The sequence below is a fragment of the Inquilinus sp. NPDC058860 genome, from assembly GCF_042743185.1.
GTDB lineage: Bacteria > Pseudomonadota > Alphaproteobacteria > DSM-16000 > Inquilinaceae > Inquilinus.
Genome location: NZ_JBHYMS010000011.1, coordinates 1 through 23926, shown reverse-complemented (window position 1 = coordinate 23926; position 23926 = coordinate 1). Strand labels below are relative to the sequence as shown.

Below are 23926 nucleotides of genomic sequence, written 5' to 3'. Positions count from 1 at the left end.
CCCGCCCATGAACGAGAAGACCGAAAACCTCGTCCTCGAACATCTCCGGCATCTCCGTGCCGGCATGGACCGCGTCGTCGATCGCCTGGACGACTTGACCGCCCGTGTCGGGCGGCTCGAGGTCAACACCGCGCGAATCGAAGTCGTTCTGGCCGAGCACTCCGTGCGCTTCGACAAAATCGAAAAGCGGCTCGACCGGATCGAGACCCGTCTCGGCCTGATCGAGGCTTGAGCTCCTCGGGCGCGTTCAGACCGAACTCATTTGTCATGCCGGGCTTGACCCGGCAATGACATTAAAGAGTTAGCAAGCGATCTTCATTTCAGATCTCAATCTGGTCGATGACACCTCCTACGACAGACACCGCCTTCACGGGCTGGCTCGACCGGCAATACGCGATCGCCGCCCGCGACCTGACGCTCGGCGTCTCCGCCACCCATCTGGTGAAGGAGCGGCCGCCCTTCCGCCAGCGCATCGTGCCGCGGCCGGGATCGGTCGTGGCCTCGGCGGTGATGGGCGCCTACGACCCCGACCCGGACTATTTCTTCCACTGGTTCCGGGATTCGGCGCTGGTGATGGATGCGCTCAGGATCCTCGTGGCGCAGGGCACGCGGCCGGCCGAGGACGCCGGCCATATCCGCGACTTCATCCGCTTCAGCCTCGGCCTGCGCGGCCTGACCGGCGCCGATGTCCTGGCCAAGGGCGATCCACGGCAGGGCGTCGACCCCGATGTCGTGCAGCATGTCCGGTCCGAGACCGATCTGCGCGGCGTCGCCGGCGACCGGGTCTGGGGCGAGGTCCGGGTCAACCCGGACGGCACGCTGGACACGCTGAACTGGTCGCGGCCGCAGCATGACGGATCGGCGCTGCGGGCCCTGATCCTGCAGCGCTGCCTCGACGACGGCGTGCTGGAGCTGGATGTCCGGGACGAAGCGGCCGCACTGCTGCGCATCGACCTGGACTTCGTCCTGGCGCATCACGCCGAGCCCAGCTTCGAGATCTGGGAAGACAGCCTCGGCCACGATTACTACACCCGCGTGGTGCAGTGCGCCGCACTGCGCCGCGGGGCGGAGTGGCTCGAGGCGCAGGGCGACGCCGAGGCCGCCGGGCGGTGCCGGGACGCCTCCTCGGCCCTTGCGACGGCGCTTGATGGCCATTGGCGGCCCGAGACCCGGGCCTATGCCAGCCTGCTGCCGGCTGCGTCCGGCACGGCGGGCCGCGATCTCGACATCGCCGCGATCCTCGGCGTGCTCCATGCCGGGCTTCCGTCCGGGCCGCACAGCGTGCTGGACCCGAAAGCCCAGGCGACGCTGGTTGCGCTGGAGGACCTGTTCGCGGGCCTGTTCCCGATCAATGCCGGGCGCCCTGCCCCGGCGCTCGGCCGCTATCGCGAGGACCGCTACTGCGGCGGCGGCGCCTGGTATATCGCGACTCTCGCCGCAGCGGAGTTCCACTGTCGCCTGGCGGCGGCACTGGCGGGCGGCGCGGCCTTCGCGCTGACCGCCGACAACCGCGGCTTCGTCACTCGCGTTCTGGCCGCCGAGCCGCGGGAGGAAGACGTCGACAGCCGGCGCCTGGCCGCCGCCTTCCGCGATCGCGGCGACGCCTTCCTGGCCACGGTCCAGGCCTTTACCCCGCCCGACGGCGCGCTGTCCGAACAAATCGACCGCGCGACCGGCGCCCAGACCTCGGCCAAGCATCTGGGCTGGAGCTATGCCGGCTTCATCACCGCGGTCGATGCTCGGCGGCGGGCCGCGCCGGTCTGACGCAGCCTCGACGATCTGGCCGGGCCTGATGGCAGACCCTATGTTCCTGTCATAAGGCCTGGAGAATCTCCCATGAATCTCTCCCGCGCCCGCGCCGTCCTGCTCCTGCTGGGCCTCTCGCTCGTCGCGCTGCCTGGCTTGGCCCAACAGCCGCCGTCGCAGGTCTATGGCGAGCTGTTCCGGGACGTGCAACTGCAGCAGGTCTTTCCCGACGGCAAGACTTTCGTCGATGCCCAGCCGAAGGCGGAGCCGCGCGTGATCCTGCGCCGCTACGCCGAGGAGAAGAGGAAGGCCGGCTTCGATCTGGCGGCCTTCGTACGCCGATACTTCACGCCTCCGGCGGAGCATGACAGCGGCTACCGCTCGGTCCCCGGCCAGGACGTCTGCAGCCATATCGACGCGCTGTGGGACGTGCTGAAACGGCCGCCGACCCGGTCCGACCCGCATTCCTCCCTGCTGCCGCTGCCGAACCTCTATGTCGTCCCGGGCGGGCGTTTCGGCGAGGTCTACTACTGGGATTCCTACTTCACCATGCTCGGCCTGATCGAGAGCGGGCGGGCGGATCTGGCGCGCGACGTTCTGGCGAACTTCGCCAGCCTGATCGACCGCTACGGCCACATCCCGAACGGCAACCGCAGCTATTATCTCAGCCGGTCGCAGCCGCCCTTCTTCGCGGCGATGGTCGAGCTGGTGGCCGAAGGCAGCGACGACCCGGCCGCGACCTACAAGGCCTTCCTGCCCAGCCTGGCCCGGGAATACGCCTTCTGGATGGACGGCGCCGACTCGCTGGCCCCCGGGGAGGCCCATCGCCGTGTGGTCCGGCTGCCCGACGGCACCCTCATGAACCGCTACTGGGACGACAGCGACCAGCCGCGCGACGAATCCTACCGCGAGGATGTCGAGACCGCACGGGCGACCAACCGCGCCCCGGCCGAGGTCTATCGCGACCTGCGGGCCGCGGCGGAGAGCGGCTGGGACTTCTCCTCGCGCTGGCTCGCCGACGGCAAGACCCTCGCCGGCATCCGCACCACGGCGCTGGTGCCGCCGGACCTCAACAGCCTGATGGCCGAGCTGGAAACCGTCCTGGCGAAGGCCTATGCGGCGACGCAGCGGCCGGAGCAGGCGGCGGAGCTGGAGGCCCGTGCCAAGCTGCGCGCCGCGGCGATCGGCAAGGTCCTGTGGGACCCGGAGGCCGGCGTCTTCACCGATTATCTGTGGCGCGAGGGGCGGCGCACCGGCGCGGTCACCCTGGCGACAGCCTACCCGCTGTTCTTCGGCCTCGCCGATCCGGAACAGGCCGGGCAGGTCGCGCAGACGCTGGAGCGCCGGCTGCTCGCGCCCGGCGGCCTCCTGACCAGCGAGACCGCGTCAGGGCAGCAATGGGACGCGCCGAACGGCTGGGCGCCGCTGCAGTGGCTGGCGGTCCGCGGCCTGGCGCGTTATGGCCATGACGCTCTGGCCGAGACCATCGCCCGGCGCTGGACGGAACGGGTCGCCGACGTCTATGCCGAGACCGGCAAGCTGACCGAGAAGTACGACGTCTCCGGCACCCTGCTCGGCGCCGGTGGTGGGGAGTATCCCAACCAGGACGGCTTCGGCTGGACCAACGGCGTGACGCGGCGGCTGCTGGCGCTCTACCCGCAGCTCACCACCGCCGGCGGCGGCGACATCGCCTGCCTGACGGCGGCGAACGACAACCGGCTGCCGTCGCAGATCCAGCCCCTGCGCCCGACCCCCTAGCTTGCCTTGGCGGTCGAGGAGGCGCGCCACAGGTCGATGCCGCCGTCGAGCGCGTGCCGGTCGATCCCGGCCAGCTCCTCGGCGGTCAGCGGCGCCCCCTTCAGTGCGTCGAGGCTGTCGTCGAGCTGGGCCACCGACCGCGCGCCGATCAGGGCCGAGGTGACGCGCGGGTCGCGCAGCACCCAGGTCAGCGCCATCTGTGCCAGGGTCTGGCCGCGCCGCTGGGCGATGGCGTTCAGCTCCCGGATCCGCGCGATGTTGCCCTCCGACAGCAGGTTGGAGCGCAGCGACCGGCCGCGCTTGGCCCGCGAATCCTCCGGCACGCCGTCGAGGTATTTCGAGGTCAGCATGCCCTGGGCCAGCGGCGAGAAGGCGATGCAGCCGATGCCGAGCTCCTGCAGCGTGTCGAGCAGCCCGTCCTCGATCCAGCGGTTGAGCATCGAATAGGAGGGCTGGTGGATCAGGCAGGGCGTGCCGAGATCCTTCAGGATCGCCGCGGCCTGGCGCGTCGCCTCCGGCGAGTAGGAGGAGATGCCGACATAGAGCGCCTTGCCCTGGCGCACGACATGGTCGAGCGCGCCCATCGTCTCCTCCAGCGGCGTCTCGGGGTCGAGCCGGTGCGAGTAGAAGATGTCGACATAGTCGAGCCCCATGCGCTGGAGGCTCTGGTCCAGGCTGGCGACCAGGTATTTGCGCGAGCCGAAATTGCCGTAGGGGCCCGGCCACATGTCGTAGCCGGCCTTGGTCGAGACCAGCAGCTCGTCGCGATAGGGCCGGAAATCGGCGGCGAAGATGCGGCCGAAATTCTCCTCGGCCGAGCCGTAGGGCGGGCCGTAATTGTTGGCCAGGTCGAAATGGGTGACGCCACGGTCGAAGGCGCGGCGCAGCACGGCACGGCCGGTCTCGACGTGGTCGACCCCGCCGAAGTTCTGCCACAGGCCGAGCGAGATCTCGGGCAGCTGCAGCCCGCTGCGGCCGGAGCGGCGGAAGGGGGCGGTCTCGTAGCGCGCCGTATCGGCGATCCAGGGCGTCTGCATGGCTGTGTCCGTCCTATCGTGGTGTCGTCAGGCGACCGGCTGTGCGCATTGCCCGGTGCCGACGATCGCGGTCTTCGCCGCATCGGCGTCCTGCGGAGCGCTGTCCTGCAGGAAGAAGATCTCGCTGTTCTGGTTGAAGGCCTTCAGCTCGCGCCCATCGGCGTCCGCGATCGTGCCGGTGTGGTTGATCGGGTGCTGGCGGCGGCCGCCCTCGGGCGTCTCGACGATCAGGAAACCGCACAGCTCGTAGCGCACCGCCCGCCCCGCCGGCACCTTGACCTGCAGCTCGGCGATCGGGTCGTCCCTGGTGACGTGGAGGACGCCGACGGTGCGGCCGTCGATGCCGACGGCGATCAGCTCCTCGATCTGGTCGGGTCCGAGCTCGTCGACGATGCGGAAGCGGTGATCCTTCGGGCCGGCGCCGGCCGGGGCCACGGCGAACAGGCAGATCAGCAGCATCAGGGCCGCGGCGCTCCAGAGTCGCAAGCTGCGTGTCGATGGCTGCACGTCCCCGCCCCTCGATCGTAAGGCAGCGACCCTAGCGCGAGGATGGACGACATACCAGCTTGCACGATGGCCCCCGGATCGGTTAGGCCAGCGCTTCCGCGGATGCGGCGCGGCCCCCGGGGCCGTGCCCACGGCATCCCTCCGAAAACCCAGTGTAGGGTCAGTTATGCGTTCTTTTGACGGACAGCGGTCCGACGGCGCCCCGATTCGCCGGAACCGCGAGGAAAAGCAGAAGCAGTTGCAGGAGCTGGAGCAGAAGCGCGCCCATCTCGGCATCCACACCTCGAAGACGCTGCGGGATGCCATGGACCGCAAGATCGCCGAGCTGAAGACCGAGCTGGCGCTGGCCGAGCGCGCCGCCGCGAACCAGGCCGCCAATCCGGCCCCGCAGCCGCGCCGGCCGCCGCGCCGCTGAGGCACTGCCGTAGGTTGGGTTCGCGAATGCGAACCCAACATTTGTCCCTCGCATCAGGATGTTGGGTTCGCGTGCCGCGAACCCAACCTACGGATCCTGGCTCAGCCGATCTCGATCACCAGGCCGTCATGGGCCGGCCGGACATGGGCCGGCAGCTGGGCGCACAGCCCGTCATAGTCCATCTGGTGGTTCATGTGGGTCAGCCAGGCCTGCTTCGGCTTGAGCCGTTCGATCCACTCCAGCGTCAGCGCCAGATGGGCGTGCGAGACATGCGGCTCCGGCCGCGTCGCATCGACCATCCACAGCTCCACCCCCTCCAGCGCCGCCCAGGCGCGGTCGTCGAGGCGGACGACATCGGTCGAATACGCAAAGCGTCCGAAGCGATAGCCCATCGAGACGACGCGGCCGTGGTCCTGCTCGAAGGGCACGATGTCGATGTCGCCGACCCGGAACGGCCCGTCCAGCAGATGCGGCACCAGGAACGGGTGGTAGAAGCCCCGGTCCATCTCGACCGAGGTCATGATGTAGCCGAAGCGCTCCTCCAGCTCCTGCCGCACCGCGGCGTCCATATAGGCATGGATCGGCTGCTTGAAGGCCAGCGGCCGCAGGTCGTCGATGCCGTGGATGTGGTCGGCATGGGCGTGGGTGTAGAGCAGCGCGTCGACCCGCTTGACGTCGTGGTCCAGCAGCTGGTCGCGCAGGTCCGGCGAGGTGTCGATCAGGATTGTGGTGCTGTCGCTCTGCACCAGGATCGACGGGCGGCGCCGGCGGTTGCGCGGATTGGCGGGATCGCAGGTGCCCCAGACGCCGCCGACCATGGGCACGCCCATCGAACCGCCGCAGCCGAGCACCGTCACACGCATTGTTCAGGCCTCTTGTTGCGGGATCTTCGTGAACAGATTGAAGAAGTTGTCGCTCGTCCTTCGAGCGAAATCTGAATCCGACAAGCCGTGCAGCTCGGCCACGCGCCGGGCGGTGTGGGCGACGAAGGCCGGCTCGTTCCGCTTGCCCCGCTTCGGCACCGGTGCCAGATAGGGCGCGTCGGTCTCGACCAGGATGCGGTCGAGCGGCAGGTCCTTCGCGGTGGCGCGGATGTCCTCGGACCGGTTGAAGGTCACGATCCCGGACAGGGAGATGTGAAGTCCGAGTTTAACTGATTCTTCAGCGAGTTGGCGCGTTCCGCTGAAGCAATGGATGATGCCGCGCAGCGGCGGCCGGTCACCGCCCTGCCCTTCCTCTTCCAGGATCCGCAGCGTGTCGGCCTCAGCCTCACGGGTGTGGACGATCACGGGCAGGTCGGCGATCCGCGCCGCCCGGATGTGACGACGGAAGCTCTGCTGCTGCGCCTCGACCGGGCTGAGGCCGTAATGGTAGTCGAGGCCGGTCTCGCCGATGCCGACCATCTTCGGATGCGCGACGAGGGCGAGGATCCCCTCGACCGTCAGGTCGGTGAAGTCCTTCGCCTCGTGCGGATGCACCCCGGCCGCGCCGTAGAGCATCGGAAAGCGCTCGACCAGGCCGATGGTGGCCGGCAGGCGGTCGGGCCGGGTGCAGATGGTCAGCATGCAGCCGACCCCCGCCTCCCGGGCGCGGCCGACCACGTCGTCGATCTCCGCCGCGAAATCCGGGAAGTCGAGATGGCAGTGGCTGTCGACCAGCATCAGGCCTCCGGCTCGACATAGCGCGGGAACACGCCCTCCGGCGCCGGCAGCGGCGTGCCGGGCACCAGCGCGTCGGCATCGCCGATCCGGTCGAAGCTGCGGGCATCGCTGGCCACGGCCAACTGGTCCAGCATCCTGGCCATCGACTGTGGCATCACCGGCTGCATCAGGATCGACAGGCGCCGCACCGTCTCGGCCAGCACCCACAGCACCGTGGCCATCCGCGCCGGATCGGATTTGCGCAGGGTCCAGGGTGCCTGCTCGTCGACATAGCGGTTGGCCTCGCCGACCACGGCCCAGACCGCGTCGAGGCCGCGGTGGAAGGCCTGGACGTCGAAGTCGCGCCGCAGCGTCTCCAGCAGCGCCGGCGCCTGGGCCAGCAGTACACGGTCCTCCTCGGTCAGCGAGCCCGGCTGCGGCACCTTGCCGTCGCAGTTCTTGCCGATCATCGACAGCACGCGCTGGGCCAGGTTGCCGAAGCCATTGGCCAGCTCGCCATTGGTGCGCTGGATCATGCCGCGGCGGGAGAAGTCGCCGTCCTGGCCGAAGGAGACCTCGCGCAGCAGGAAATAGCGCACCGGGTCGAGCCCGTAGGTCTCGACCAGCTCCAGCGGGTCGATGACGTTGCCCAGCGACTTCGAGATCTTCTGGCCCTCGTTGGTCCACCAGCCATGGGCGAAGACGCGCTTGGTCACCGGCAGCCCGGCCGACATCAGGAAGGCCGGCCAGTACAGGGCGTGGAAGCGCAGGATGTCCTTGCCGACCATGTGCAGATCGGCCGGCCAGAAGCGCTTGAAGCTCTCGGACTCCGTGTCGGGGTAGCCGACGGCGGTGAGATAGTTGGTCAGCGCGTCGACCCACACATACATGATGTGCGCCTCGTCGCCCGGCACCTGCACGCCCCAGTTGAAGGTGGTGCGGCTGATCGACAGGTCGCGCAGGCCCGCCTTGACGAAGGCGATCACCTCGTTGCGGCGGGACTCGGGCGCGATGAAGTCGGGGTTGGCCTCGTAGAAGGCCAGCAGCCGGTCGCCCCAGGCCGACAGGCGGAAGAAGTAGCTCGGCTCCTCCACCCACTCGCATTCGGCGCCGGTCGGGGCGATGCGCTTGCCGTCGACGACGGTCAACTCGTCCTCGCCGTAGAATGCCTCGTCGCGCACCGAGTACCAGCCGGCATAGCCGCCGAGATAGATGTCGCCATTGGCCTTCATCGCCTCCCAGATCGCCTGCGATGCCTTGATGTGGCGCGGCTCGGTGGTGCGGATGAAGTCGTCGTTGCTGAAGTTCATCGCCGCGGCCAGGTCGCGGAAGTTCTGGCTGACCCGGTCGGTGAAGGTCTGCGGGTCCACCCCGGCGGTCTCGGCCGCCTTCTGCACCTTCTGGCCGTGCTCGTCGGTGCCGGTCAGGAAATGGACGTCATAGCCGTCCAGCCGCTTGAACCGGGCCAGCACGTCGCAGGCCAGCGTCGTGTAGGCGTGGCCGATGTGCGGCTTGTCGTTGACGTAGTAGATCGGGGTGGTGATGTAGAATGTCTTCGGCGCCGGCATCGCGGCCTCTTTTCCGTGCTACGGCGGCGGTCAGCCGTTGCAGGCGCGCTCGATGCCGATGAACGCCTGCAGGAGAACCTGCTTCCGATCGAGGTTGGACCCGTCCGCCTGAGCGAACAGACGGCGGGTGTTGTCCCACAGCTCCACCCAGCGATCAAGGCCGCCGGCCCGTCCCAGGGCGCCCACCACCTGCTGCATCACCGCCTCCTCCCCCGCCACGATCTCGGCCGGGGCGGTGCCGCGGGCGGCGGCGCGGGCCAGCCGCTCCATCCACCAGACCAGCAGGCCGGTGAACAGGCGCCAGCTCGACTCCGCCGCCACCGGACCGATCCGGTCGCCCATCCTGTGCACGGCGCGGAAGTCGACCCGTGGGAAGTCGTCGAGCAGACCCAGCATGTCGCGGTACAGGCCGAGCCCGCCATCCTCGATCAGCGACGCCGCCCGCCCGATGCTGCCCTCGGCCAGACGGACCAGCGACGCCCGCTCCTCGGGATCGAGCTCGGGCGCGTGCTCGGCCAGCAGCCGGTCGACGGTCGCGTCCGGCAGCGGCTCCAGCGCCAGCAGGCGGCAGCGCGACCGGATGGTCGGCAGCAACGCGCCGGGATTGCCGCAGCTCAGCAGCAGGATGGCGTGGGCCGGCGGCTCCTCCAGGATCTTCAAGAGGGCGTTGGCGCCGTTCCTGTTCATCGCCTCCGCTTCGTCAACGATGACGACGCGCCAGTTGCCCTCGGCGGCTGTCAGGCGCAGGAACGGCTCGATCCGCCGGATCTGCTCGACCGGGATCTCGCGGCTGCGGCGCTTCTTCTCCTCGTCGCCACCGGCGTTTCGCTCGATGGTCAGCAGGTCGGCATGGCCGCCCGCAACGGCGCGGCGGAAGGTCGGGTGATCGGCCGGGATCTCCAGGCTGTGGGCGCCGCGCGGAGCGCCGGCCAGCAGGAAGCGCGCGACCCGGTGGGCGAAGGTGGCCTTGCCGATGCCGGGCGGGCCGGTGATCAGCCAGGCATGCGGCAGCCTTCCGGCGCGCAGCGCGTCGAGGAACGCGGCCTCCGCCGCCTCGTGGCCCAGCAGCCGCGGATTGGCGCGGGGGACGGGGAACGCGCCGCTCACGGCGCGGGCCCGAACTTCGCGTCGACCGCCGCGCGGATGGCGGCTGAAACCTCGTCGACCGTGCCGCCGGCATCGATCACGACGCAGCGCTCCGGCTCGGCCGCGGCGACGGCCAGGAAACCCTCGCGCAGGCGCTGGTGCAGCGCTTGGCCCATCCGCTCGTAGCGGTCCTCGCCGCCGCGGCGGGCGCCGGCGCGGGCGAGGCCGATCTCGGCCGGCACGTCCAGCACCAGGGTCAGGTCGGGCTTCAGCCCGTCGGTCGCGATCCGGAACAGAGCGTCGAGGCTGGCCCGGTCCACCCCCATGCCCCAGCCCTGATAGACCAGGGTGCTGTCGGCGTAGCGGTCGGAGACCACCCAGGCGCCACGGTCGAGCGCCGGGCGCACCGTGGCGCGCAGATGGTCGCGCCGGGCGGCCGAATGCAGCAGCGCCTCGGTCACCGGGTCCCAGCGGTCGATATCGCCCTTGACCAGGAGGTTGCGGATCGCCTCCGCCCCCGGCGAGCCGCCGGGCTCGCGCGTCGCCACCACCTCGACGCCGCGTTTGGCGAGATCCGAGGCGAGCCGGCGGACATGCGTGCTCTTGCCCGAGCCCTCGCCACCTTCAAGCGTGATGAATCGTCCGCGATTGCCCAAGCGATCCGTCCCCGGTTGCGGCCTCGTCGCGCCGCGGACCGGCAGGGTCACTCGGCGACGACGCGTGCTCCGGAATAGCCCGCGGCGGCGACCTGCTTCAAGGCGGTCGATGCGGCCTTGGGGTCGATGAAGGGGCCGATGCGCAGCTCGATCGCGCCGGCAGCGGCGGCGGTCGAGACCGGGCCGAAGCGGCGCAGGGCGTCGGACAGCGTGGCCACCTGCTGCGGCCGGGTGGCTTTGGCGGCGGCGACGAACAGGCCGGACGGCTTCGCCTCGTCCCCGGCATTGCCGACGATCTCGGGCAACCGGTCGGGCACCCGTGGCGCCGGCGGCACGGCGATGTAGGGGGTATCGTGCAGGTCGTCCGGCTTGCCGGCCGAGGCGACCTGGCTCTTCCGCGCCTGGTCGCGCTGCTGCTGCAGCGCCTGGAAGCGCTCCGCCTCCTCCAGCACCTGGATCTTGACCCGGGCCGAGCCGTTGCCGCGGAAGCCCAGCAGTTCCGCGCCGCGGGCCGACATGTCGATGATCTTCGACCGCACGAAGGGGCCGCGGTCGTTGATCCTGACGATCAGGGTCCGGCCATTGTCGAGGTTGGTGACCTTGACCAGGCTGGGCATCGGCAGGCTGCGATGCGCGGCGGTGACGAGGCCGCTGTCGAAGCGTTCGCCGTTGGCGGTCTTGCGGCCGTGGAAACCGGGGCCGTACCAGGTGGCGGTGCCGACCTGCACCGAATCGCGGTCGGTGCGCGCCACGTAGCGCACACCGTTGATGGCCACGACCCCCGGATCGGCGGGGCGCGCGAGAATGGGCCGTTCGGCGATGCTCCCCTTTCCCGGTTGGGAGGGAGCGCATCCGGTGGCAAGCAGCGCCACGCCGATGGCTGCAGCGACGGCGAGCCCCGGGAGACGATCCGACTTCGTGCGGCTGAATTTCACGCAAAAAGAACGGCGTCCGGACCGGGTCAGGATCGGTTCGGCAGTCATGTCTGCCCGTATGTCACAACATCCGGTCAATGGTCCAGCATAATCGTCCCGTCCCGCTCCGGCATATCTGAGCATGTGCTGGTCAGCCGACCCGCGGCGTCGGTCGGCGTCCAGTATTTCTGTGAATTTCTGCCTGCGCTCATAGGTTGTATTGGCGTGCAGACCGGTTTGACAGCACGGCCCGTAACCGCTTCGGTTCGTGGCGAAATCCGACAACCCACGATTTCAATTGTCGGATGTTGCCGGCATGATCTCGGCCGTGCAGCCGATACGAAGCGGTTTGAAACCGGCGGGGCAAATCCGTATGGTGCGGCCGGTCCGGAAGGGTGGCCGAGCGGTTTAAGGCACCGGTCTTGAAAACCGGCGTGGCGGCGACGTCACCGTGGGTTCGAATCCCACCCCTTCCGCCATCAAGCTGCAGCGTGCCAGAGGTGGCTGAGGCGTGGAATTGGCGGCCTCTATACTACTTGCTGATGGGGCACCATCGGCGGCTTTGCCCGCATTCGGCCGTTCAGATCGCCGTCGCATTTTGCTAAGACCTGCCATTCTCCTGGATCGGCTTTATCGTCGCGAGAAAGCTCTGTCTGGGTACGCGGCCTAAAACGGATACGGTGGAGCACCTTACCCCGTCGTCAGAAGGCGACGATCTACCTCCTGGCGGCAGAAAAATTCTGCTGGGCGTGGCCATCGACACAGAGCGCCCACGCATCACAAAAGCCATCAGAAACAATATAGAAACCTCTCTATACGCTGAACCACGAGAATATTCGCCCCGCCACCTCGCGAAACGCGGATTCGCTTCGACGATCGGTGCGCAGGCATGCCCTCGGTTTGATTGCTTTCGCGCATCATGTTGAGAAGCGCATGCCTCCAAACTTTATGCGGAAGCTAGCCTGAGTCGATTAGGCTTGATAGTTCGCGCCTCTCATTCTTGCTTTAGACGCTCCCACTCGCCGATTAACCAACTGTAGTTTTCACGGAAAACCGCCTCTTCGTTGCCCTGCAACGGCGTCGTTTGCGGAGAGAAAAATGTCCGACGAAGAGCGTCGATAATACGCATGTCACCTGGGTCAAGCTCTGTCAGGGCCTGTTGCATCACCCATAAGCCCAATCTTCCACCCTCTTCGGGGAGCGCCGGTTCTTCGCTGAAGTACGGGTACACGACGCGGGTATATTCTCCCCTGACGCGCGCGTGGAGCGCATCCCTTATGCGAATTGTGCCACCCAGGCTTTCAATTCGCAGCTTGCCGTGCACGCTTTGAGGGATGATCTCGACTGGTTCGTTTGACCAACGCAATTTTGCACTGAGCAATTCGAGGACGCCGTCTTTAAGAAGCGGATATAATCTCTTAAAATTCCTATTCGACCTTATTCGATCATCAGTAAGCTGCGCAAGGTCGCCATCACCAGATACATGTCTTTTGACATCAGACCAGAAAGGCAGGTAGAAATCGCCACCTCTACTTCTGTTACCGCCGGCCTCCTTTCTGCGATCAAGCCGAATATCTTCCTTCAAAATTGACCGCCGCAACGACTGTGGCGCATAGAACAATTGTAGCGCCTTTCGGAGCGGAATATCTAGAACAGACATATGTACCCCGCTAGCTACCGATCAAAGCACAATCATCACCCCGAATTTTTTGTCGACACAAGTAGCAAAGCCACTTCTTCATTCAATAATTGGGGTGGCCGCGGGGTGAGGTCCGGCCGGTCGAGCGTCTGGATGAATGAGAGCCCAGCGCTGAGACGATGCTATCCATCGGCCCGTGCCGCAGTGAGCCAAAGGACATGACGCGATGACCGAAATTCTGCACTGGGGCGGCGAGCAGGTGCTGGTCTGCGACGAGGACGGCCTGGCGATCGATACCCTCGGGCGGCCACCGACCTGATCGGCGAGGCCATGTTCGCCGGCGCCTCGGTGCTGGCCGTGCCGGCATCCCGCCTCGGCCCCGCCTTCTTCTAGCTGCGCAGCGGCCTGGCCGGGGAGATCGCGCAGAAGGCGGTCAACTACCGGCTGAAGCTGGCGGTGATCGGCGACATCTCGCAGCATCTCGCCGCCAGCGGCGCGCTGCGCGACTGGGTGCGGGAGGCCAATCGCGGCCGCGAGATCTGGTTCGAACCCAGCTTGGACAGCCTGGCGGCGCGGCTGGACGGCCGCGCCGGGGGTTGACCTACCGCTCCGCCATCAGCGCATTGATCTCCGGATACGGCATGGCGCCCGAGACCAGCGGGTCGGAGATACCGTCCTGCAGGAACGACGTCGCCAGCTCGGCGATCCGGGCGAACACCGTCTGGCTGATGCCGGAACCGGCGCTGAGGCGGCGGACGCCGAGGGCGGCGAGCTCCGCCGCACCCGGCAATCCAGGCCGAGCCATCACGTTCAGCGGCAGCGGCGCAGCGGCCGCGATCGCCTGGATCTCCTCGGGCTTTGTGACCCCCGGCGCGAAGATGCCGTCGGCGCCGGCGGCGCGGTAGCGCTCGGCCCGGGCCAGCACCTCCGCCACCTTGCCGCCCTCCGGCGCCAGGCCGCGCAGATAGACGTCGGTGCGAGCGTTGACGAACACGTCCTGGCCGCTGCGGGCGGCGGTCCGCTTGATCGCCTCGATCTTGGCGCAGAGCAGGTCCGGCGTCCCCGCCCCGTCCTCGAGGTTGATGCCGGCGGCGCCGGCGCCGATCAGCCGGGCCACCGCCTCGCCCACCGCGGCCGGGTCGTCGCTGTACCCGCCCTCGGCGTCGACGGTCAGCGGCACCCGGATGATGCGGGCGATGTCGGCCGTGGTGGCGACCAAGAGGTCGAACGGCAGCACGTCGCCGTCCGGATAGCCATGCGCCCAGGCGACGCCGGCGCTGGTGGTGGCGATGGCTTTGGCGCCGAGGCTCTCGATCAGCCGGGCGCTGCCTGCGTCCCAGGCATTGGCGAGCAGCAGGATGCTGTCCTGGTGCAGGCGGCGGAACTGCTGCAGGGACTCGGCCTGACGGGTGGCGGTCATGGACGTTCTCTCCCGGTGTTTGGTTCAGATGGCCAGGGACAGCTGCCTGCTGCCGGCGCCTTCGTGGTCCAGCAGCCAGCGCTTGCGATCGAGGCCGCCGCCGAAGCCGACCAGCGACCCGTCGGCACCGATGACGCGGTGGCAGGGCACGACGATCGGGATCGGGTTGGAATTGTTGGCGAGGCCGACGGCGCGCATGGCGCCCGGCTGGCCGATCCGCCGCGCGATCTCGCCATAGGACACGGTGGTGCCGCAGGCGATGCCGCGCAGCGCCGCCCAGACCGTGCGCTGGAACGGCGTGCCGGCGGCCTCGGCCGGCAGCGCGTCGATCGCCGCGAGGTCGCCGGCGAAATACGCCTCCAGCGCCGCGGTCAGGCCGGCCGGGTTGCGCTGCGGCGCCAAGGTGAAATCGTCATGGCCGAGGCTGCGGGCCAGCCGGTCGCGCAGCCGCTCCTCCTCGACCCAGTCGATGGCGCGCAGCCGACCGGATTCGTCGGCGACGATCAGCAGCTCGCCGAGCGGGCTCGGCATGCGGTCGAAGACCAGCGCCTTAGCCATGCTTCGCTCCCGACACTCTCGCCATCGGCACCGGATCCGCAGCCCAGAGATGCTGGGCGGCATAGGCGCGCCAGGGCCGCCAGGGCTCGGCCCGCTGCAGCAGGTCGGCCGGGGTCGGCCGCACCCCGGCGCCGTCGGCGGCGCCGCGCAAGAGGCCGATGTCGCTGGCCGGGAAGGCATCGGGCTCGCGCAGGGCGCGCAGCGCGATGTACTGCGCCGTCCAGTCGCCGATGCCGCGGATGCGGCGCAACCGGGCGATCGCCTCCTCCACCGTGCCGAAGGGGCGGAACAGATGCGGGTCGGCGGCCGCGGCCTCGGCCAGCGCGGTCAGCGTCGCCCGGCGCGACCCCGGCATGCCGAGCGCGCCGAGATCGGCCGCGGCCACACGCTGCGGCGACGGAAAGGCGCGGGACAAGGCGAGGTTCAGCCGCGCCGCCTCCGGCACCGCGGCGCCGCAGATCGCCACCAGCCGGCCGGCCAGCTGCCGTGCCGCGACCACGGTGACCTGCTGGCCGAGCACGGCGCGCACCGCCAGCTCGAACCCGTCCCAGCCGCCGGGGGCGCGCAGCCCCGGCCGCTGCGCCACCAGCGGCGCCAGGAACGGGTCTTGCGACAGATGGGCGCCGATCGTCTCGATATCGGCGCCGACGTCGAACACCCGCCGCACCCGGGCCAGGATGCCCGGCAGGGCGCGCACCGATGGGAAGCGGACCAGCACCATGAGGTTGTCGCGCGCCGGCTCGTGCCGGACCTCGACGGTGCCGATCTCGTCGCCCTCGGCGACGCTGCGCCGGTAGACGCCGCCCGCCACCTGCTCCACCCCGTCGATGGCGCGGGCCTGCAGATAAGCCAGCATCGCCGGCCAGTCATAGGGCGGCTGGTAACGCAGCCGCAGCGTCACCCCGCCGGCGGCGACGGAATCGACCGGCAGCCCGGCCCAGGCCCGACGGCGCAGCGCGCTGGGCGGGCGGCGGAACAGGTCGTGGAAGGTCTCGTTGAAACGGCGGATGCTGCCGAAGCCGGCGGCCAGCGCCACTTCGGCCATCGGCATCCGCGTCTCCTGGATCAGCTGCTTGGCGAACAGCACGCGCCGGGTCTGGGCCACAGCCACCGGCGTGGCGCCGAGATGCTGCTTGAACAGCCGGCGCAGCTGGCGGCCGCCGACGCCGAGCCGCTCGGCCAGCGCCTCCACCCCGGCCTCGCCGCCGTCCAGCGCGCCGTCGGCGATCAGCGCCAGGCCGCGCGACACGGTGTTGGAGGTGCCGCGCCAGGAGGCGAGGTCCGGCGCCGTCTCGGGCCGGCAGCGCAGGCAGGGCCGGAACCCGGCCTCCTGCGCCGCGGCGGCGGAGGCGTAGAAGCGGCAGTGCTCGAACTTCGCCGCGCGGGCCGGGCACACCGGCCGGCAGTAGATGCCGGTCGAGGTCACGCCGACGAAGATGCGCCCGTCGAACCGCGGGTCGCGGGTCACGAGGGCGCGATAGCAGGCTTCGGGATCGAGCGTTTCCATGCCCCGACCATGTCACGTCCGAAGCGATCGCGCTCGCGGTTTTCGGACATGGTCGGCGGGGGTCGGACTTACCACCCCTTCATCGCCGCGGCCTGGGCGGCCAGCCAGTCGCAGAACAGCGACAGCGGCTTGCGCAGCGCGGCGCCGCGCATGGTGACGATGTAGAAGCGCCGGCCGGTGTCGAGGTGCCGGGGGAAGGCGTCGGCCAGGCGGCCGGTCCGGATCAGGTCGTCGATGATCGGGCGCCAGCCCAGCGTCACCCCCTGCCCGTCCATCGCCGCCTGCAGCGCCACCGCATGGTCGGTGACGCGCAGCGACCGGGCCTGCCCCGGCGCCGGCAGGCCCAAGGCGGCGAACCACTCGCCCCAGGTGGCGCGGCGGCGCAGCGCGTCCTCGTAATGGATCAGCTGGCAGCCATGCAGATCGGCGGCGTCGCGCAGCGGGCCGTGCGCCGCCAGATAGGCCGGGCTGGCCACGGCGTGCACATGCTCCTCCCACAGCGGGATGGTGTCGTGGTCCGGCCATTTGCCGTCGCCGAGCCGGATCACGACATCGATCCCGTCCTCGCCCGGGTCGGCGTCGCGGTCGATGGTCTGGATGCGCAGGGGCACCACCGGAAAGGCGGCGCGGAAGACGGCGAAGCGCGGCAGCAGCCAATGCGCCGCCATCGAGGTCGAGACCCCGATCACGATCTCGCGCTGCGCCGCCGCCATGGACCGGCCGGTGATGTCGTCGACCGCCTGGGCGATGGCGGACAGGCTGGTGGCGACCGCGGCGTAGAGCCGCTCGCCCTCCGGCGACAGCTCGAGCCTACGGTGATGGCGGATGAACAGGTCGAGCCCGAGCGAGGCCTCGAGCTGCCGGATGCCATGGCTGACCGCCGATTGCGTGATCGCCAGGTCCTCCGCCGCCCTGGAGAAGCTGAGCCGCCGCGCCGACGCCTCGAACACCGCGAGGGCGTTGAGCGAGGGCAGGCTGCCGCGGAGGGTTTGCATCGACTGGGCTCATGCCGGCGTGAGGGAAATTCGGTTTACCATCGGCCGGCAGCCCGGAAGAGTGAAACCGTCACAACGATCCGATACCGGACATGTCGAACGCCGATCCCCTGCTGCAGCCCTACACGCTGCGCCACCTCACCCTGCGCAACCGCTTCATGTCGACCGCGCATGAGCCGGCCTACACCGAGGACGGCCTGCCGAAGGAGCGGTACCGGCTGTACCATGCCGAGAAGGCCAAGGGCGGCATCGCCCTGACCATGATCGGCGGCTCCTCCGTGGTCGCGCCGGACAGCCCGCAGGCCTTCGGCAACATCCTCTTGTACAAGGACGAGGTGGTGCGCTGGCTGAGGGAGCTGGCGGACGACGTGCATTCGCACGGCGCCGCCGTGATGATCCAGGTCACCCATCTCGGCCGCCGCACCAGCTGGTCGAAGGAGGACTGGCTGCCGGTCGTCGCCCCCTCCCCCGTGCGCGAGCCGGCCCACCGCGCCTTCCCCAAGGCGATGGAGGACTGGGACATCGAGCGCATCGTCGCCGCCTATGCCGACGGCGCCGAGCGGGTCCAGGCCGGCGGGCTCGACGGGCTGGAGCTCGAATGCTACGGCCATCTGATCGACCAGTTCTGGTCGCCGGCCACCAACCAGCGCGACGACGAGTATGGCGGCGGCCTGGACAACCGGCTGCGCTTCGCCTTCCAGGTGCTGCGCGCGATCCGCGACCGGGTCGGGCCGGATTTCATCGTCGGCACCCGCATGGTCTGCGACGAGGATTGGGAGCGCGGCCTGTCGAAGGCCGAGGGGCTGGAGATCGCGCGCCGGCTCGTCGCCTCCGGCCTGATCGACTTCGTCAACGTCATCAAGGGCCACATCGACACCGACGAGGCGCTGTCGCATGTCATCCCCGGCATGGGCGCCCGCTCCGCCCCCCATCTCGATTTCGCCGGCGAGGTGCGGGCGGCGACGAAGGTGCCGACCTTCCACGCCGCGCGGGTCCAGGACGTCGCCACCGCCCGCCACGCGATCGAGAGCGGCAAGCTGGACATGGTCGGGATGACCCGGCCGCACATGGCCGACCCGCACATCGCCCGCAAGGTGATCGAGGGGCGCGAGGCCGAGATCCGGCCCTGCGTCGGCATGGGCTACTGCATCGACAGCATCTATGGCGGCCAGGCGGCCTGCATCCACAATGCTGCCACCGGGCGCGAGGCGACGATGCCGCATGTCGTCGCCCGCACCACCGGGCCGCGGCGCAAGGTGGTGGTGGTCGGCGCCGGCCCGGCGGGGCTGGAGGCGGCACGGGTGGCCGGTGAGCGCGGCCATGCCGTCACCCTGTTCGAGGCGGCGGACCAGCCCGGCGGCCAGATCCGCATCACCGCCGGCCTGCAGCGCCGGCGCGAGATCCTGGGCATCGTCGACTGGCGCATGGCCGAATGCGAGCGGCACGGCGTGGCCATGCGGTTCAACACCTATGCCGAGGCCGGCGACGTGCTGGCCGAGGAGCCGGATGTCGTGGTGGTGGCGACCGGCGGCCTGCCGAACACCGGCTTCCTCGATGCCGGCGAGGATCTGGTGACGACCGGCTGGGACATCCTGTCCGGCGCCGCCAAGCCGGCCGAGACCGTGCTGCTGTACGACGACAACGGCGCCCATCCCGGCCTGACCGCGGCGGAGTTCATCGCCGGCGCCGGCAGCCGGCTGGAGTTGGTGACGCCGGAGCGGACGCTGGCCCCGGATGTCGGCGGCACCAGCTACCCAGCCTATTTCCGCGCATTCTCCGAGCATGGCGTGCAGGTGACGATCAACCTGCGGCTGGAGAGCGTGCGGCGCGACGGCAACCGGCTGGTCGCCAGCTTCCTCGACGAGTACGGGCATCGCCGGGTCGAGAAGCGGGCGGACCAGGTGGTGGTCGAGCACGGCACCCTGCCGCTCGACGAGCTGTATTTCGCGCTGAAGCCGCTGTCGTCCAACCTCGGCGCGGTCGACTACGAGGCGATGATCGCCGGCCGGCCGCAGGCGGTGCGGCGCAATCCGGAGGGCCGCTTCGTGCTGTGGCGGATCGGCGACGCCGTCTCCTCCCGCAACATCCACGCCGCGGTCTATGACGCTCTGCGGCTGCTGAAGGACGTGTGAATGGCGCCGATCCTCGCCATCGATGCCGATGCGCTGGAGTTCGACCCGCTGTGGCTGGTCGAACGGCTGCGCGACGGGCATCGAAACGGGATCGGCACGGTCGAGCGGCTGCTGCTGGAAGAACCTGGCGCGCCCAACAGCCTGCTGACCTGGGCGGCCTGGCAGCCGGGCGCGGCGCTGGGGGCCAAGCTGGCCGCGGTGTTCCCGGGCAACGAGGCGCGCGGCGCCGGGCCGAACATCCGGTCGGTCGTGGTGCTGTTCGACTGGCAGGACGGCCGGCCCTTGGCGGTGATCACCGGCGAGAGCTTCACCCGGGCCAAGACCGCGGCCGATTCCGCCCTCGGCGCCGACCTGCTGGCGCGGCCGAATGCGGCGACGCTGGCGGTGCTGGGCGCCGGCGCGCAGGCCGAGACGCAGATCCGCTATCTGCTGGCGGTCCGTCCGTCGATCCGGCGCGTGATGATCTGGAACCGCACGACGCAGAAGGCCGACGCGCTTGCGGCCGCCCTCTCCCTCCCCGGCATCGAGATCGGCGCGGTCGAGGATGCCGAGGCGGCGGTGCGGTCGGCAGACATCGTCTCCTGCGTCACCGCGTCCCGCGATCCGGTGCTCCGCGGCTCTTGGCTGCAGCCGGGAACGCATGTCGACTTGGTCGGGTCCTTCACCCCGGAGATGCGCGAGGCCGACGGTGAGGCGATGCGCCGGGCCCGGCTGTTCGTCGACACGCGGCGCTTCGCCGTCGGCCAGTGCGGCGAGTTCACCCAGGCGATCGCCGCCGGCGCCATCGCCCCCACGGATGTCGTCGCCGAGCTGGCCGAGCTCTGCGCCGGCGCCGAGGGCCGCCGCTCGGCCGACGAGATCACCCTGTTCAAGAACGCCGGCGGCGGCCATCTCGACCTGATCGTGGCGCGCGCTTTCCACGAGCTGGCCTCTTGCATCGATTGAACTCATGCAGGGGTGAGGAGAATTCGGTTTACCGTGCCCAAGCGGTCAGGGACGGTTGTGACTTCCGTTCCCGGAGGGCCGCATGAAGATCACCCGGATCCGGACGACCCCGGTCAACATCCCGCTCGACGTCCCGTTCCACTGGTCGGTCGGGGCCTATCCCGGATCCTCGAAATGCATCGTCGAGGTCGAGACCGACGCCGGCATCACCGGGCTCGGCGAGGCGCCATGGTGGCATTTCGGCCCGATCATCGAGCATGAGCTGGCGCCCCGGATCATCGGCCGCGACCCGCTCGACATCGCCGCGATCGAGAGCCTGTGCCTGCCCTCGGTCCAGATCACCGCCAACACCGGCGAGAACGCCGTGGTGATCGCCTTCGGCGCGCTGGAGATGGCGCTGTGGGACATCCGCGGCAAGGAATGGGGCCAACCGATCCACAAGCTGCTCGGCGGCGCGGTCCGGCAGGATATCCCCTTCACCGAGTATTTCAGCTTCCGCGAGGCCGCGGGCACGGCCGGCGGCGAGATGTCGGCCGAGGCGATCGTCGATTACTGCCTGCGGATGCGCGAGGCGCACGGCTCGACCATGTTCGAGGGCAAGCTCAGCCTCGGCGACCCGGAGCTGGAGATCCGCACCGTCCGCAAGCTGCGCGAGGCGCTGGGGCCGGAGGCGATGATCCGGCTCGATTCCAACATGCAGTGGTCGCTGCCCACGGCGCGCCACGTGCTGCAGGCGATCGAGCCCTACAACATCCGCAACTACGAGGACCCGGTCGCGACCTTCGAGGAGATGCAGAGGCTGCGCCAGCACAGCGCCATCCCCTTCTCCTCGCATGTGCCGGACCTGCGCCGCGCCTTGGCGCTGGGCGTGCCCGACGCCTTCGTCACCAACTTCGCCGTGCATGGCGGCATCGGCCGGACGCTGCGCTTCATCGCCGGCTGCGAGGCCACGGGCGTCGACTTCTGGTGCTACAGCGGCGACACCGGCATCTGCACCGCGGCCTATCTCCAGGTCTCGGCGGCGACGGCCTGGATCCGCGAGCCGGCGCAGTCGCTGTTCCGCTGGCAGGTCGGCGACGTGATCGAGGGCGGGCCGTTCCGCCAGACCGGCAACACGGTGCGGGTGCCGGACGGGCCCGGCCTCGGCGTCACCCTCGACCGTGCGGCACTGGACCGCTGGCACCGGCATTTCGTCGAGCACGGGCCGATGCAGCATTTCCACGACCCGTTCCGGCCGGGGCATTTCCGCCGGCTGCCGCTGAACTGACCGTACCGAAACCGGTCCATCAGGGACCGGAGACCAACAACGGGGGCTTCATGGACGACGAGACTCTGCTTCATCCCGCGATTCCGCCGATGGCCGAGCAGCTCAAGGCCGGCCGGATCGGGCGGCGCGACTTCATCCGCACCGCCGCCCTGCTGGGCATGGCGGCGCCGGCCGCCTATGCCCTGGCCGGGCGGATCACCGGCGACGCCGCGATCCCGCAAGCCGCGGCGCAGGAGACGCCGCGCAAGGGCGGAACCTTACGCATCGGCATGCCGGTGATGGATTGCGCCGATCCCGCCATCTACGACTGGTCGGAGAAGGGCAATATCGGGCGGCTGATCGTCGAGCCGCTGGTGTCGATCGGCACCGACGACGTCTCCCGGCCCTGGCTGGCCGAGAAATGGGAGGCCAATGACGACGTCAGCCAGTGGACCTTCCACCTGCGCCGCGGCGTGAAGTGGAGCAACGGCGACGATTTCAACGCCGACGACGTGATCGCCACCTTCACCCGCTGGCTCGACAGCAAGACCGGTTCCTCCAACCAGGGCCGGTTCAGCGGCCTCACGGTGAAGGAGGGCGATGCGGTCAAGATGGCGCCCGACGCCATCGAGCGGGTCGACGACCACACCGTGCGCTTCCACCTGCAGAGCCCGATGCTGCAGTTCCCGGAGAGCCTGGGCGACTATCCGGCGCTGATCACCCATCGCGACTTCGCCAAATCCGGCGCCAACCTGATGAAGACCCCGGTCGGCACCGGCCCGTTCCGGCTGAAGGAGGTGGCGGTCGGGTCGCGCGCCGTGTTCGAGAAACGGGCGGACTATTGGGGCGAGGAAGTCCATCTCGACGGCGTCGAATACATCGACCTCGGCAGCGACCCGGCCGCCTGGCTGGCGGCGCTGGGCTCCGGCCAGGTCGACCTGGTGAGCCAGGTGCCGGTCAACCTGCTGCCCGCGGTCCAGGGCGTCCCGGGGCTGAAGCTCTATGAGAAGCTGACGGCGGAGACCGGAGTCGCCCGCTTCCGCATCAGCGAGCCGCCCTTCGACAAGAAGGCGGTGCGCCAGGCGATCCAGGCCTGCGTCGACCACAAACGCCTGACTCAGCTGGCCTATCAGGGCTTTGGCACGCCGGGCGAGGACTTCCATGTCTCGCCGATCCATCCGGAGTACACGCCCCTGTCGCCGCCCCCGCCGGACATCGACAAGGCGAAAAAGCTGCTGGCCGAAGCCGGCTATCCGAACGGGCTGTCGATCGAGATCAACTGCCAGGACGCGCTGAAGCACGAGATAGACACCGCCCAGGTGCTGTCGGAGATGGTCAAGCCGGCCGGCATCGACCTCAAGGTCAACGTCCTGCCCGGCGCCACCTTCTGGGATCGCTGGACAAAATGGCCGTTCTCGGTGACGCAGTGGCTGACCCGGCCGCTGGCGGTGCAGGTCCTGGCGCTGGGCTATCGCAGCGGCGTGGCCTGGAACGAGACCGGCTATGCCAACCCGGAGTTCGACAAGATCCTCGACCAGGCGCAGGCGACGCTCGACATCGAGAAGCGCAAGGAACTGGTGCACCGGCTGGAGGAGATCATGCAGGAGGACGTGATCGCCATCATCCCGTTCTGGTTGAAGATCTTCACCGCCAGCACCGACAAGGTGCAGGGCTTCGAATACCACTTCGCCCGTGAGATGCACCTGAACAAGGTCTGGCTGGCGGCCTGAGAGAGCTTTGTAGGTTGGGTTCGCTCTTGCGAACCCAACAATGGCTGTGGGGTGTTGGGTTCGCGACGCGAACCCAACCTACGCTTGGCGGCTGGCTGCATGATGTTGGGTTCGTTTCCACGAACCCAACCTACGTCGGCGACTGTTCCAACCCCTACTCCACCGTGACGCTCTTGGCCAGGTTGCGCGGCTGGTCGACATCGGTGCCCTTGGCGACGGCGGTGTGGTAGGCCAGGAGCTGCACCGGCACGGCGTAGAGGATCGGGGCGACGAAGGGGTCGACGCCGGGCAGCCCGATCGCCGCCACCGGCCCCGGCCCCAGCTTCTCGATCCCGTCCGGGTCGGAGAAGAAGATCACCTTGCCGCCGCGGGCCATCACCTCCTGCACGTTCGACACCGTCTTGTCGAACACCGCGTCGCGCGGCGC

22 protein-coding genes, 1 tRNA gene and 1 pseudogene are annotated in these 23926 nt (G+C 69.3%); 10 read left to right on the top strand and 14 right to left on the bottom strand.

Annotated elements, in window-relative coordinates:
• Window positions 1-7: 7 nt before the first annotated feature.
• The 3 genes from ACFW16_RS09870 (at window position 8) to treF (ending at window position 3504) form a co-directional block, all read left to right on the top strand.
• Entirely contained in the window at window positions 8-232 is a 225-nt protein-coding gene (locus tag ACFW16_RS09870; protein ID WP_380304305.1) for a hypothetical protein, read from the top strand.
• A gap of 107 nt (window positions 233-339) precedes the next feature.
• A complete protein-coding gene (locus ACFW16_RS09865; protein ID WP_380304303.1) occupies window positions 340-1764 on the top strand; it encodes a glycoside hydrolase family 15 protein in 1425 nt (474 codons plus the stop codon).
• A 72-nt stretch (window positions 1765-1836) separates the two neighbouring features.
• Entirely contained in the window at window positions 1837-3504 is a 1668-nt protein-coding gene (gene treF, locus ACFW16_RS09860; protein ID WP_380304301.1) for an alpha,alpha-trehalase TreF, read from the top strand.
• On the opposite strand, the gene mgrA is transcribed toward treF, so the two are convergent.
• Together mgrA and ACFW16_RS09850 are read right to left on the bottom strand one after the other, a co-directional pair.
• Entirely contained in the window at window positions 3501-4541 is a 1041-nt protein-coding gene (gene mgrA / locus ACFW16_RS09855; RefSeq protein WP_380304299.1) for an L-glyceraldehyde 3-phosphate reductase, read from the bottom strand. The genes treF and mgrA overlap by 4 nt on opposite strands.
• A 27-nt stretch (window positions 4542-4568) precedes the next feature.
• Window positions 4569-5027: a hypothetical protein gene (locus ACFW16_RS09850; protein WP_380304297.1), complete on the bottom strand. Its 459-nt coding sequence runs from the start codon at window positions 5025-5027 to the stop codon at window positions 4569-4571.
• A gap of 259 nt (window positions 5028-5286) precedes the next feature.
• Here ACFW16_RS09850 and ACFW16_RS09845 point away from each other — a divergent pair, with 259 nt between their 5' ends.
• The gene (locus tag ACFW16_RS09845) at window positions 5287-5463 is read left to right on the top strand and encodes a hypothetical protein (protein ID WP_380304295.1); all 177 of its coding nucleotides are present in this window, start codon (window positions 5287-5289) and stop codon (window positions 5461-5463) included.
• A gap of 101 nt (window positions 5464-5564) precedes the next feature.
• Here the strand turns inward: ACFW16_RS09845 and ACFW16_RS09840 are convergent, their stop codons facing one another.
• Genes ACFW16_RS09840 through ACFW16_RS09815 form a run of 6 tightly spaced genes read right to left on the bottom strand, consistent with a single transcriptional unit; the run spans window position 5565 to window position 11189 of the window.
• Window positions 5565-6326 (bottom strand): MBL fold metallo-hydrolase, encoded by a 762-nt coding sequence (locus ACFW16_RS09840; RefSeq protein WP_380304293.1) that lies wholly within the window; start codon window positions 6324-6326, stop codon window positions 5565-5567.
• Window positions 6327-6329: 3 nt separating this feature from the next.
• The gene (locus tag ACFW16_RS09835) at window positions 6330-7124 is read right to left on the bottom strand and encodes a TatD family hydrolase (protein ID WP_380304291.1); all 795 of its coding nucleotides are present in this window, start codon (window positions 7122-7124) and stop codon (window positions 6330-6332) included.
• The gene (metG, locus tag ACFW16_RS09830; protein ID WP_380304289.1) at window positions 7124-8671 is read right to left on the bottom strand and encodes a methionine--tRNA ligase; all 1548 of its coding nucleotides are present in this window, start codon (window positions 8669-8671) and stop codon (window positions 7124-7126) included. Before metG ends, ACFW16_RS09835 begins: the two co-directional genes overlap by 1 nt.
• Window positions 8672-8701: 30 nt before the next feature.
• Complete coding sequence (locus tag ACFW16_RS09825; RefSeq protein WP_380304287.1) at window positions 8702-9778, bottom strand: DNA polymerase III subunit delta'; 1077 nt, start codon at window positions 9776-9778, stop codon at window positions 8702-8704.
• Window positions 9775-10413 carry a dTMP kinase gene (gene tmk / locus ACFW16_RS09820; protein WP_380304286.1) on the bottom strand — a complete coding sequence of 213 codons (639 nt, stop codon included), beginning with the start codon at window positions 10411-10413 and terminating at the stop codon, window positions 9775-9777. Before tmk ends, ACFW16_RS09825 begins: the two co-directional genes overlap by 4 nt.
• A 47-nt stretch (window positions 10414-10460) precedes the next feature.
• Complete coding sequence (locus ACFW16_RS09815) at window positions 10461-11189, bottom strand: septal ring lytic transglycosylase RlpA family protein (protein WP_380304284.1); 729 nt, start codon at window positions 11187-11189, stop codon at window positions 10461-10463.
• A gap of 527 nt (window positions 11190-11716) precedes the next feature.
• Here ACFW16_RS09815 and ACFW16_RS09810 point away from each other — a divergent pair.
• Window positions 11717-11806: transfer RNA gene (locus ACFW16_RS09810), tRNA-Ser, on the top strand.
• 515 nt (window positions 11807-12321) lie between these two features.
• Here ACFW16_RS09810 and ACFW16_RS09805 read toward each other — a convergent pair.
• Window positions 12322-12987 (bottom strand): hypothetical protein, encoded by a 666-nt coding sequence (locus tag ACFW16_RS09805; protein ID WP_380304282.1) that lies wholly within the window; start codon window positions 12985-12987, stop codon window positions 12322-12324.
• A 372-nt stretch (window positions 12988-13359) separates the two neighbouring features.
• Between ACFW16_RS09805 and ACFW16_RS09800 the strand changes: the two genes are divergently transcribed.
• A complete protein-coding gene (locus ACFW16_RS09800) occupies window positions 13360-13566 on the top strand; it encodes a DUF4180 domain-containing protein (protein WP_380304505.1) in 207 nt (68 codons plus the stop codon).
• A 1-nt stretch (window position 13567) separates the two neighbouring features.
• Here the strand turns inward: ACFW16_RS09800 and ACFW16_RS09795 are convergent, their stop codons facing one another.
• From ACFW16_RS09795 to ACFW16_RS09780, 4 genes are all read right to left on the bottom strand, one after another.
• A complete protein-coding gene (locus ACFW16_RS09795; protein WP_380304280.1) occupies window positions 13568-14386 on the bottom strand; it encodes an isocitrate lyase/phosphoenolpyruvate mutase family protein in 819 nt (272 codons plus the stop codon).
• 24 nt (window positions 14387-14410) lie between these two features.
• Window positions 14411-14944: a methylated-DNA--[protein]-cysteine S-methyltransferase gene (locus ACFW16_RS09790; protein WP_380304278.1), complete on the bottom strand. Its 534-nt coding sequence runs from the start codon at window positions 14942-14944 to the stop codon at window positions 14411-14413.
• Entirely contained in the window at window positions 14937-16451 is a 1515-nt protein-coding gene (locus ACFW16_RS09785) for an AlkA N-terminal domain-containing protein (protein WP_380304276.1), read from the bottom strand. Before ACFW16_RS09785 ends, ACFW16_RS09790 begins: the two co-directional genes overlap by 8 nt.
• A 68-nt stretch (window positions 16452-16519) precedes the next feature.
• Window positions 16520-17446, bottom strand: coding sequence for a LysR substrate-binding domain-containing protein (locus ACFW16_RS09780; protein ID WP_380304274.1), 927 nt, complete (start codon window positions 17444-17446; stop codon window positions 16520-16522).
• Window positions 17447-17538: 92 nt separating this feature from the next.
• Between ACFW16_RS09780 and ACFW16_RS09775 the strand changes: the two genes are divergently transcribed.
• The 4 genes from ACFW16_RS09775 (at window position 17539) to ACFW16_RS09760 (ending at window position 23499) form a co-directional block, all read left to right on the top strand.
• On the top strand, window positions 17539-19578 hold the full coding sequence (locus tag ACFW16_RS09775) for an FAD-dependent oxidoreductase (protein ID WP_380304272.1): 2040 nt from the start codon (window positions 17539-17541) through the stop codon (window positions 19576-19578).
• Window positions 19579-20523: an ornithine cyclodeaminase family protein gene (locus ACFW16_RS09770; protein WP_380304270.1), complete on the top strand. Its 945-nt coding sequence runs from the start codon at window positions 19579-19581 to the stop codon at window positions 20521-20523.
• 82 nt (window positions 20524-20605) lie between these two features.
• Window positions 20606-21790, top strand: a complete 1185-nt coding sequence (locus tag ACFW16_RS09765) for a mandelate racemase/muconate lactonizing enzyme family protein (protein ID WP_380304268.1) — start codon at window positions 20606-20608, stop codon at window positions 21788-21790.
• A gap of 50 nt (window positions 21791-21840) precedes the next feature.
• The gene (locus tag ACFW16_RS09760) at window positions 21841-23499 is read left to right on the top strand and encodes an ABC transporter substrate-binding protein (protein ID WP_380304266.1); all 1659 of its coding nucleotides are present in this window, start codon (window positions 21841-21843) and stop codon (window positions 23497-23499) included.
• A gap of 154 nt (window positions 23500-23653) precedes the next feature.
• Here the strand turns inward: ACFW16_RS09760 and ACFW16_RS09755 are convergent.
• Window positions 23654-23926 (bottom strand): annotated as a pseudogene (locus ACFW16_RS09755) (glutamine--fructose-6-phosphate aminotransferase); the annotation flags it as partial.

What these genes read in the sequence shown, in the direction of transcription:
- ACFW16_RS09870 (WP_380304305.1), top strand. Translation starts at nt 8, where the DNA reads ATGAACGAGAAGACCGAAAACCTCGTCCTCGAACATCTCCGGCATCTC.
- ACFW16_RS09865 (WP_380304303.1), top strand. Translation starts at nt 340, where the DNA reads ATGACACCTCCTACGACAGACACCGCCTTCACGGGCTGGCTCGACCGG.
- treF (WP_380304301.1), top strand. Translation starts at nt 1,837, where the DNA reads ATGAATCTCTCCCGCGCCCGCGCCGTCCTGCTCCTGCTGGGCCTCTCG.
- mgrA (WP_380304299.1), bottom strand. Translation starts at nt 4,541, where the DNA reads ATGCAGACGCCCTGGATCGCCGATACGGCGCGCTACGAGACCGCCCCC.
- ACFW16_RS09840 (WP_380304293.1), bottom strand. Translation starts at nt 6,326, where the DNA reads ATGCGTGTGACGGTGCTCGGCTGCGGCGGTTCGATGGGCGTGCCCATG.
- ACFW16_RS09835 (WP_380304291.1), bottom strand. Translation starts at nt 7,124, where the DNA reads ATGCTGGTCGACAGCCACTGCCATCTCGACTTCCCGGATTTCGCGGCG.
- metG (WP_380304289.1), bottom strand. Translation starts at nt 8,671, where the DNA reads ATGCCGGCGCCGAAGACATTCTACATCACCACCCCGATCTACTACGTC.
- ACFW16_RS09805 (WP_380304282.1), bottom strand. Translation starts at nt 12,987, where the DNA reads ATGTCTGTTCTAGATATTCCGCTCCGAAAGGCGCTACAATTGTTCTAT.
- ACFW16_RS09795 (WP_380304280.1), bottom strand. Translation starts at nt 14,386, where the DNA reads ATGACCGCCACCCGTCAGGCCGAGTCCCTGCAGCAGTTCCGCCGCCTG.
- ACFW16_RS09790 (WP_380304278.1), bottom strand. Translation starts at nt 14,944, where the DNA reads ATGGCTAAGGCGCTGGTCTTCGACCGCATGCCGAGCCCGCTCGGCGAG.
- ACFW16_RS09785 (WP_380304276.1), bottom strand. Translation starts at nt 16,451, where the DNA reads ATGGAAACGCTCGATCCCGAAGCCTGCTATCGCGCCCTCGTGACCCGC.
- ACFW16_RS09780 (WP_380304274.1), bottom strand. Translation starts at nt 17,446, where the DNA reads ATGCAAACCCTCCGCGGCAGCCTGCCCTCGCTCAACGCCCTCGCGGTG.
- ACFW16_RS09775 (WP_380304272.1), top strand. Translation starts at nt 17,539, where the DNA reads ATGTCGAACGCCGATCCCCTGCTGCAGCCCTACACGCTGCGCCACCTC.
- ACFW16_RS09770 (WP_380304270.1), top strand. Translation starts at nt 19,579, where the DNA reads ATGGCGCCGATCCTCGCCATCGATGCCGATGCGCTGGAGTTCGACCCG.
- ACFW16_RS09765 (WP_380304268.1), top strand. Translation starts at nt 20,606, where the DNA reads ATGAAGATCACCCGGATCCGGACGACCCCGGTCAACATCCCGCTCGAC.
- ACFW16_RS09760 (WP_380304266.1), top strand. Translation starts at nt 21,841, where the DNA reads ATGGACGACGAGACTCTGCTTCATCCCGCGATTCCGCCGATGGCCGAG.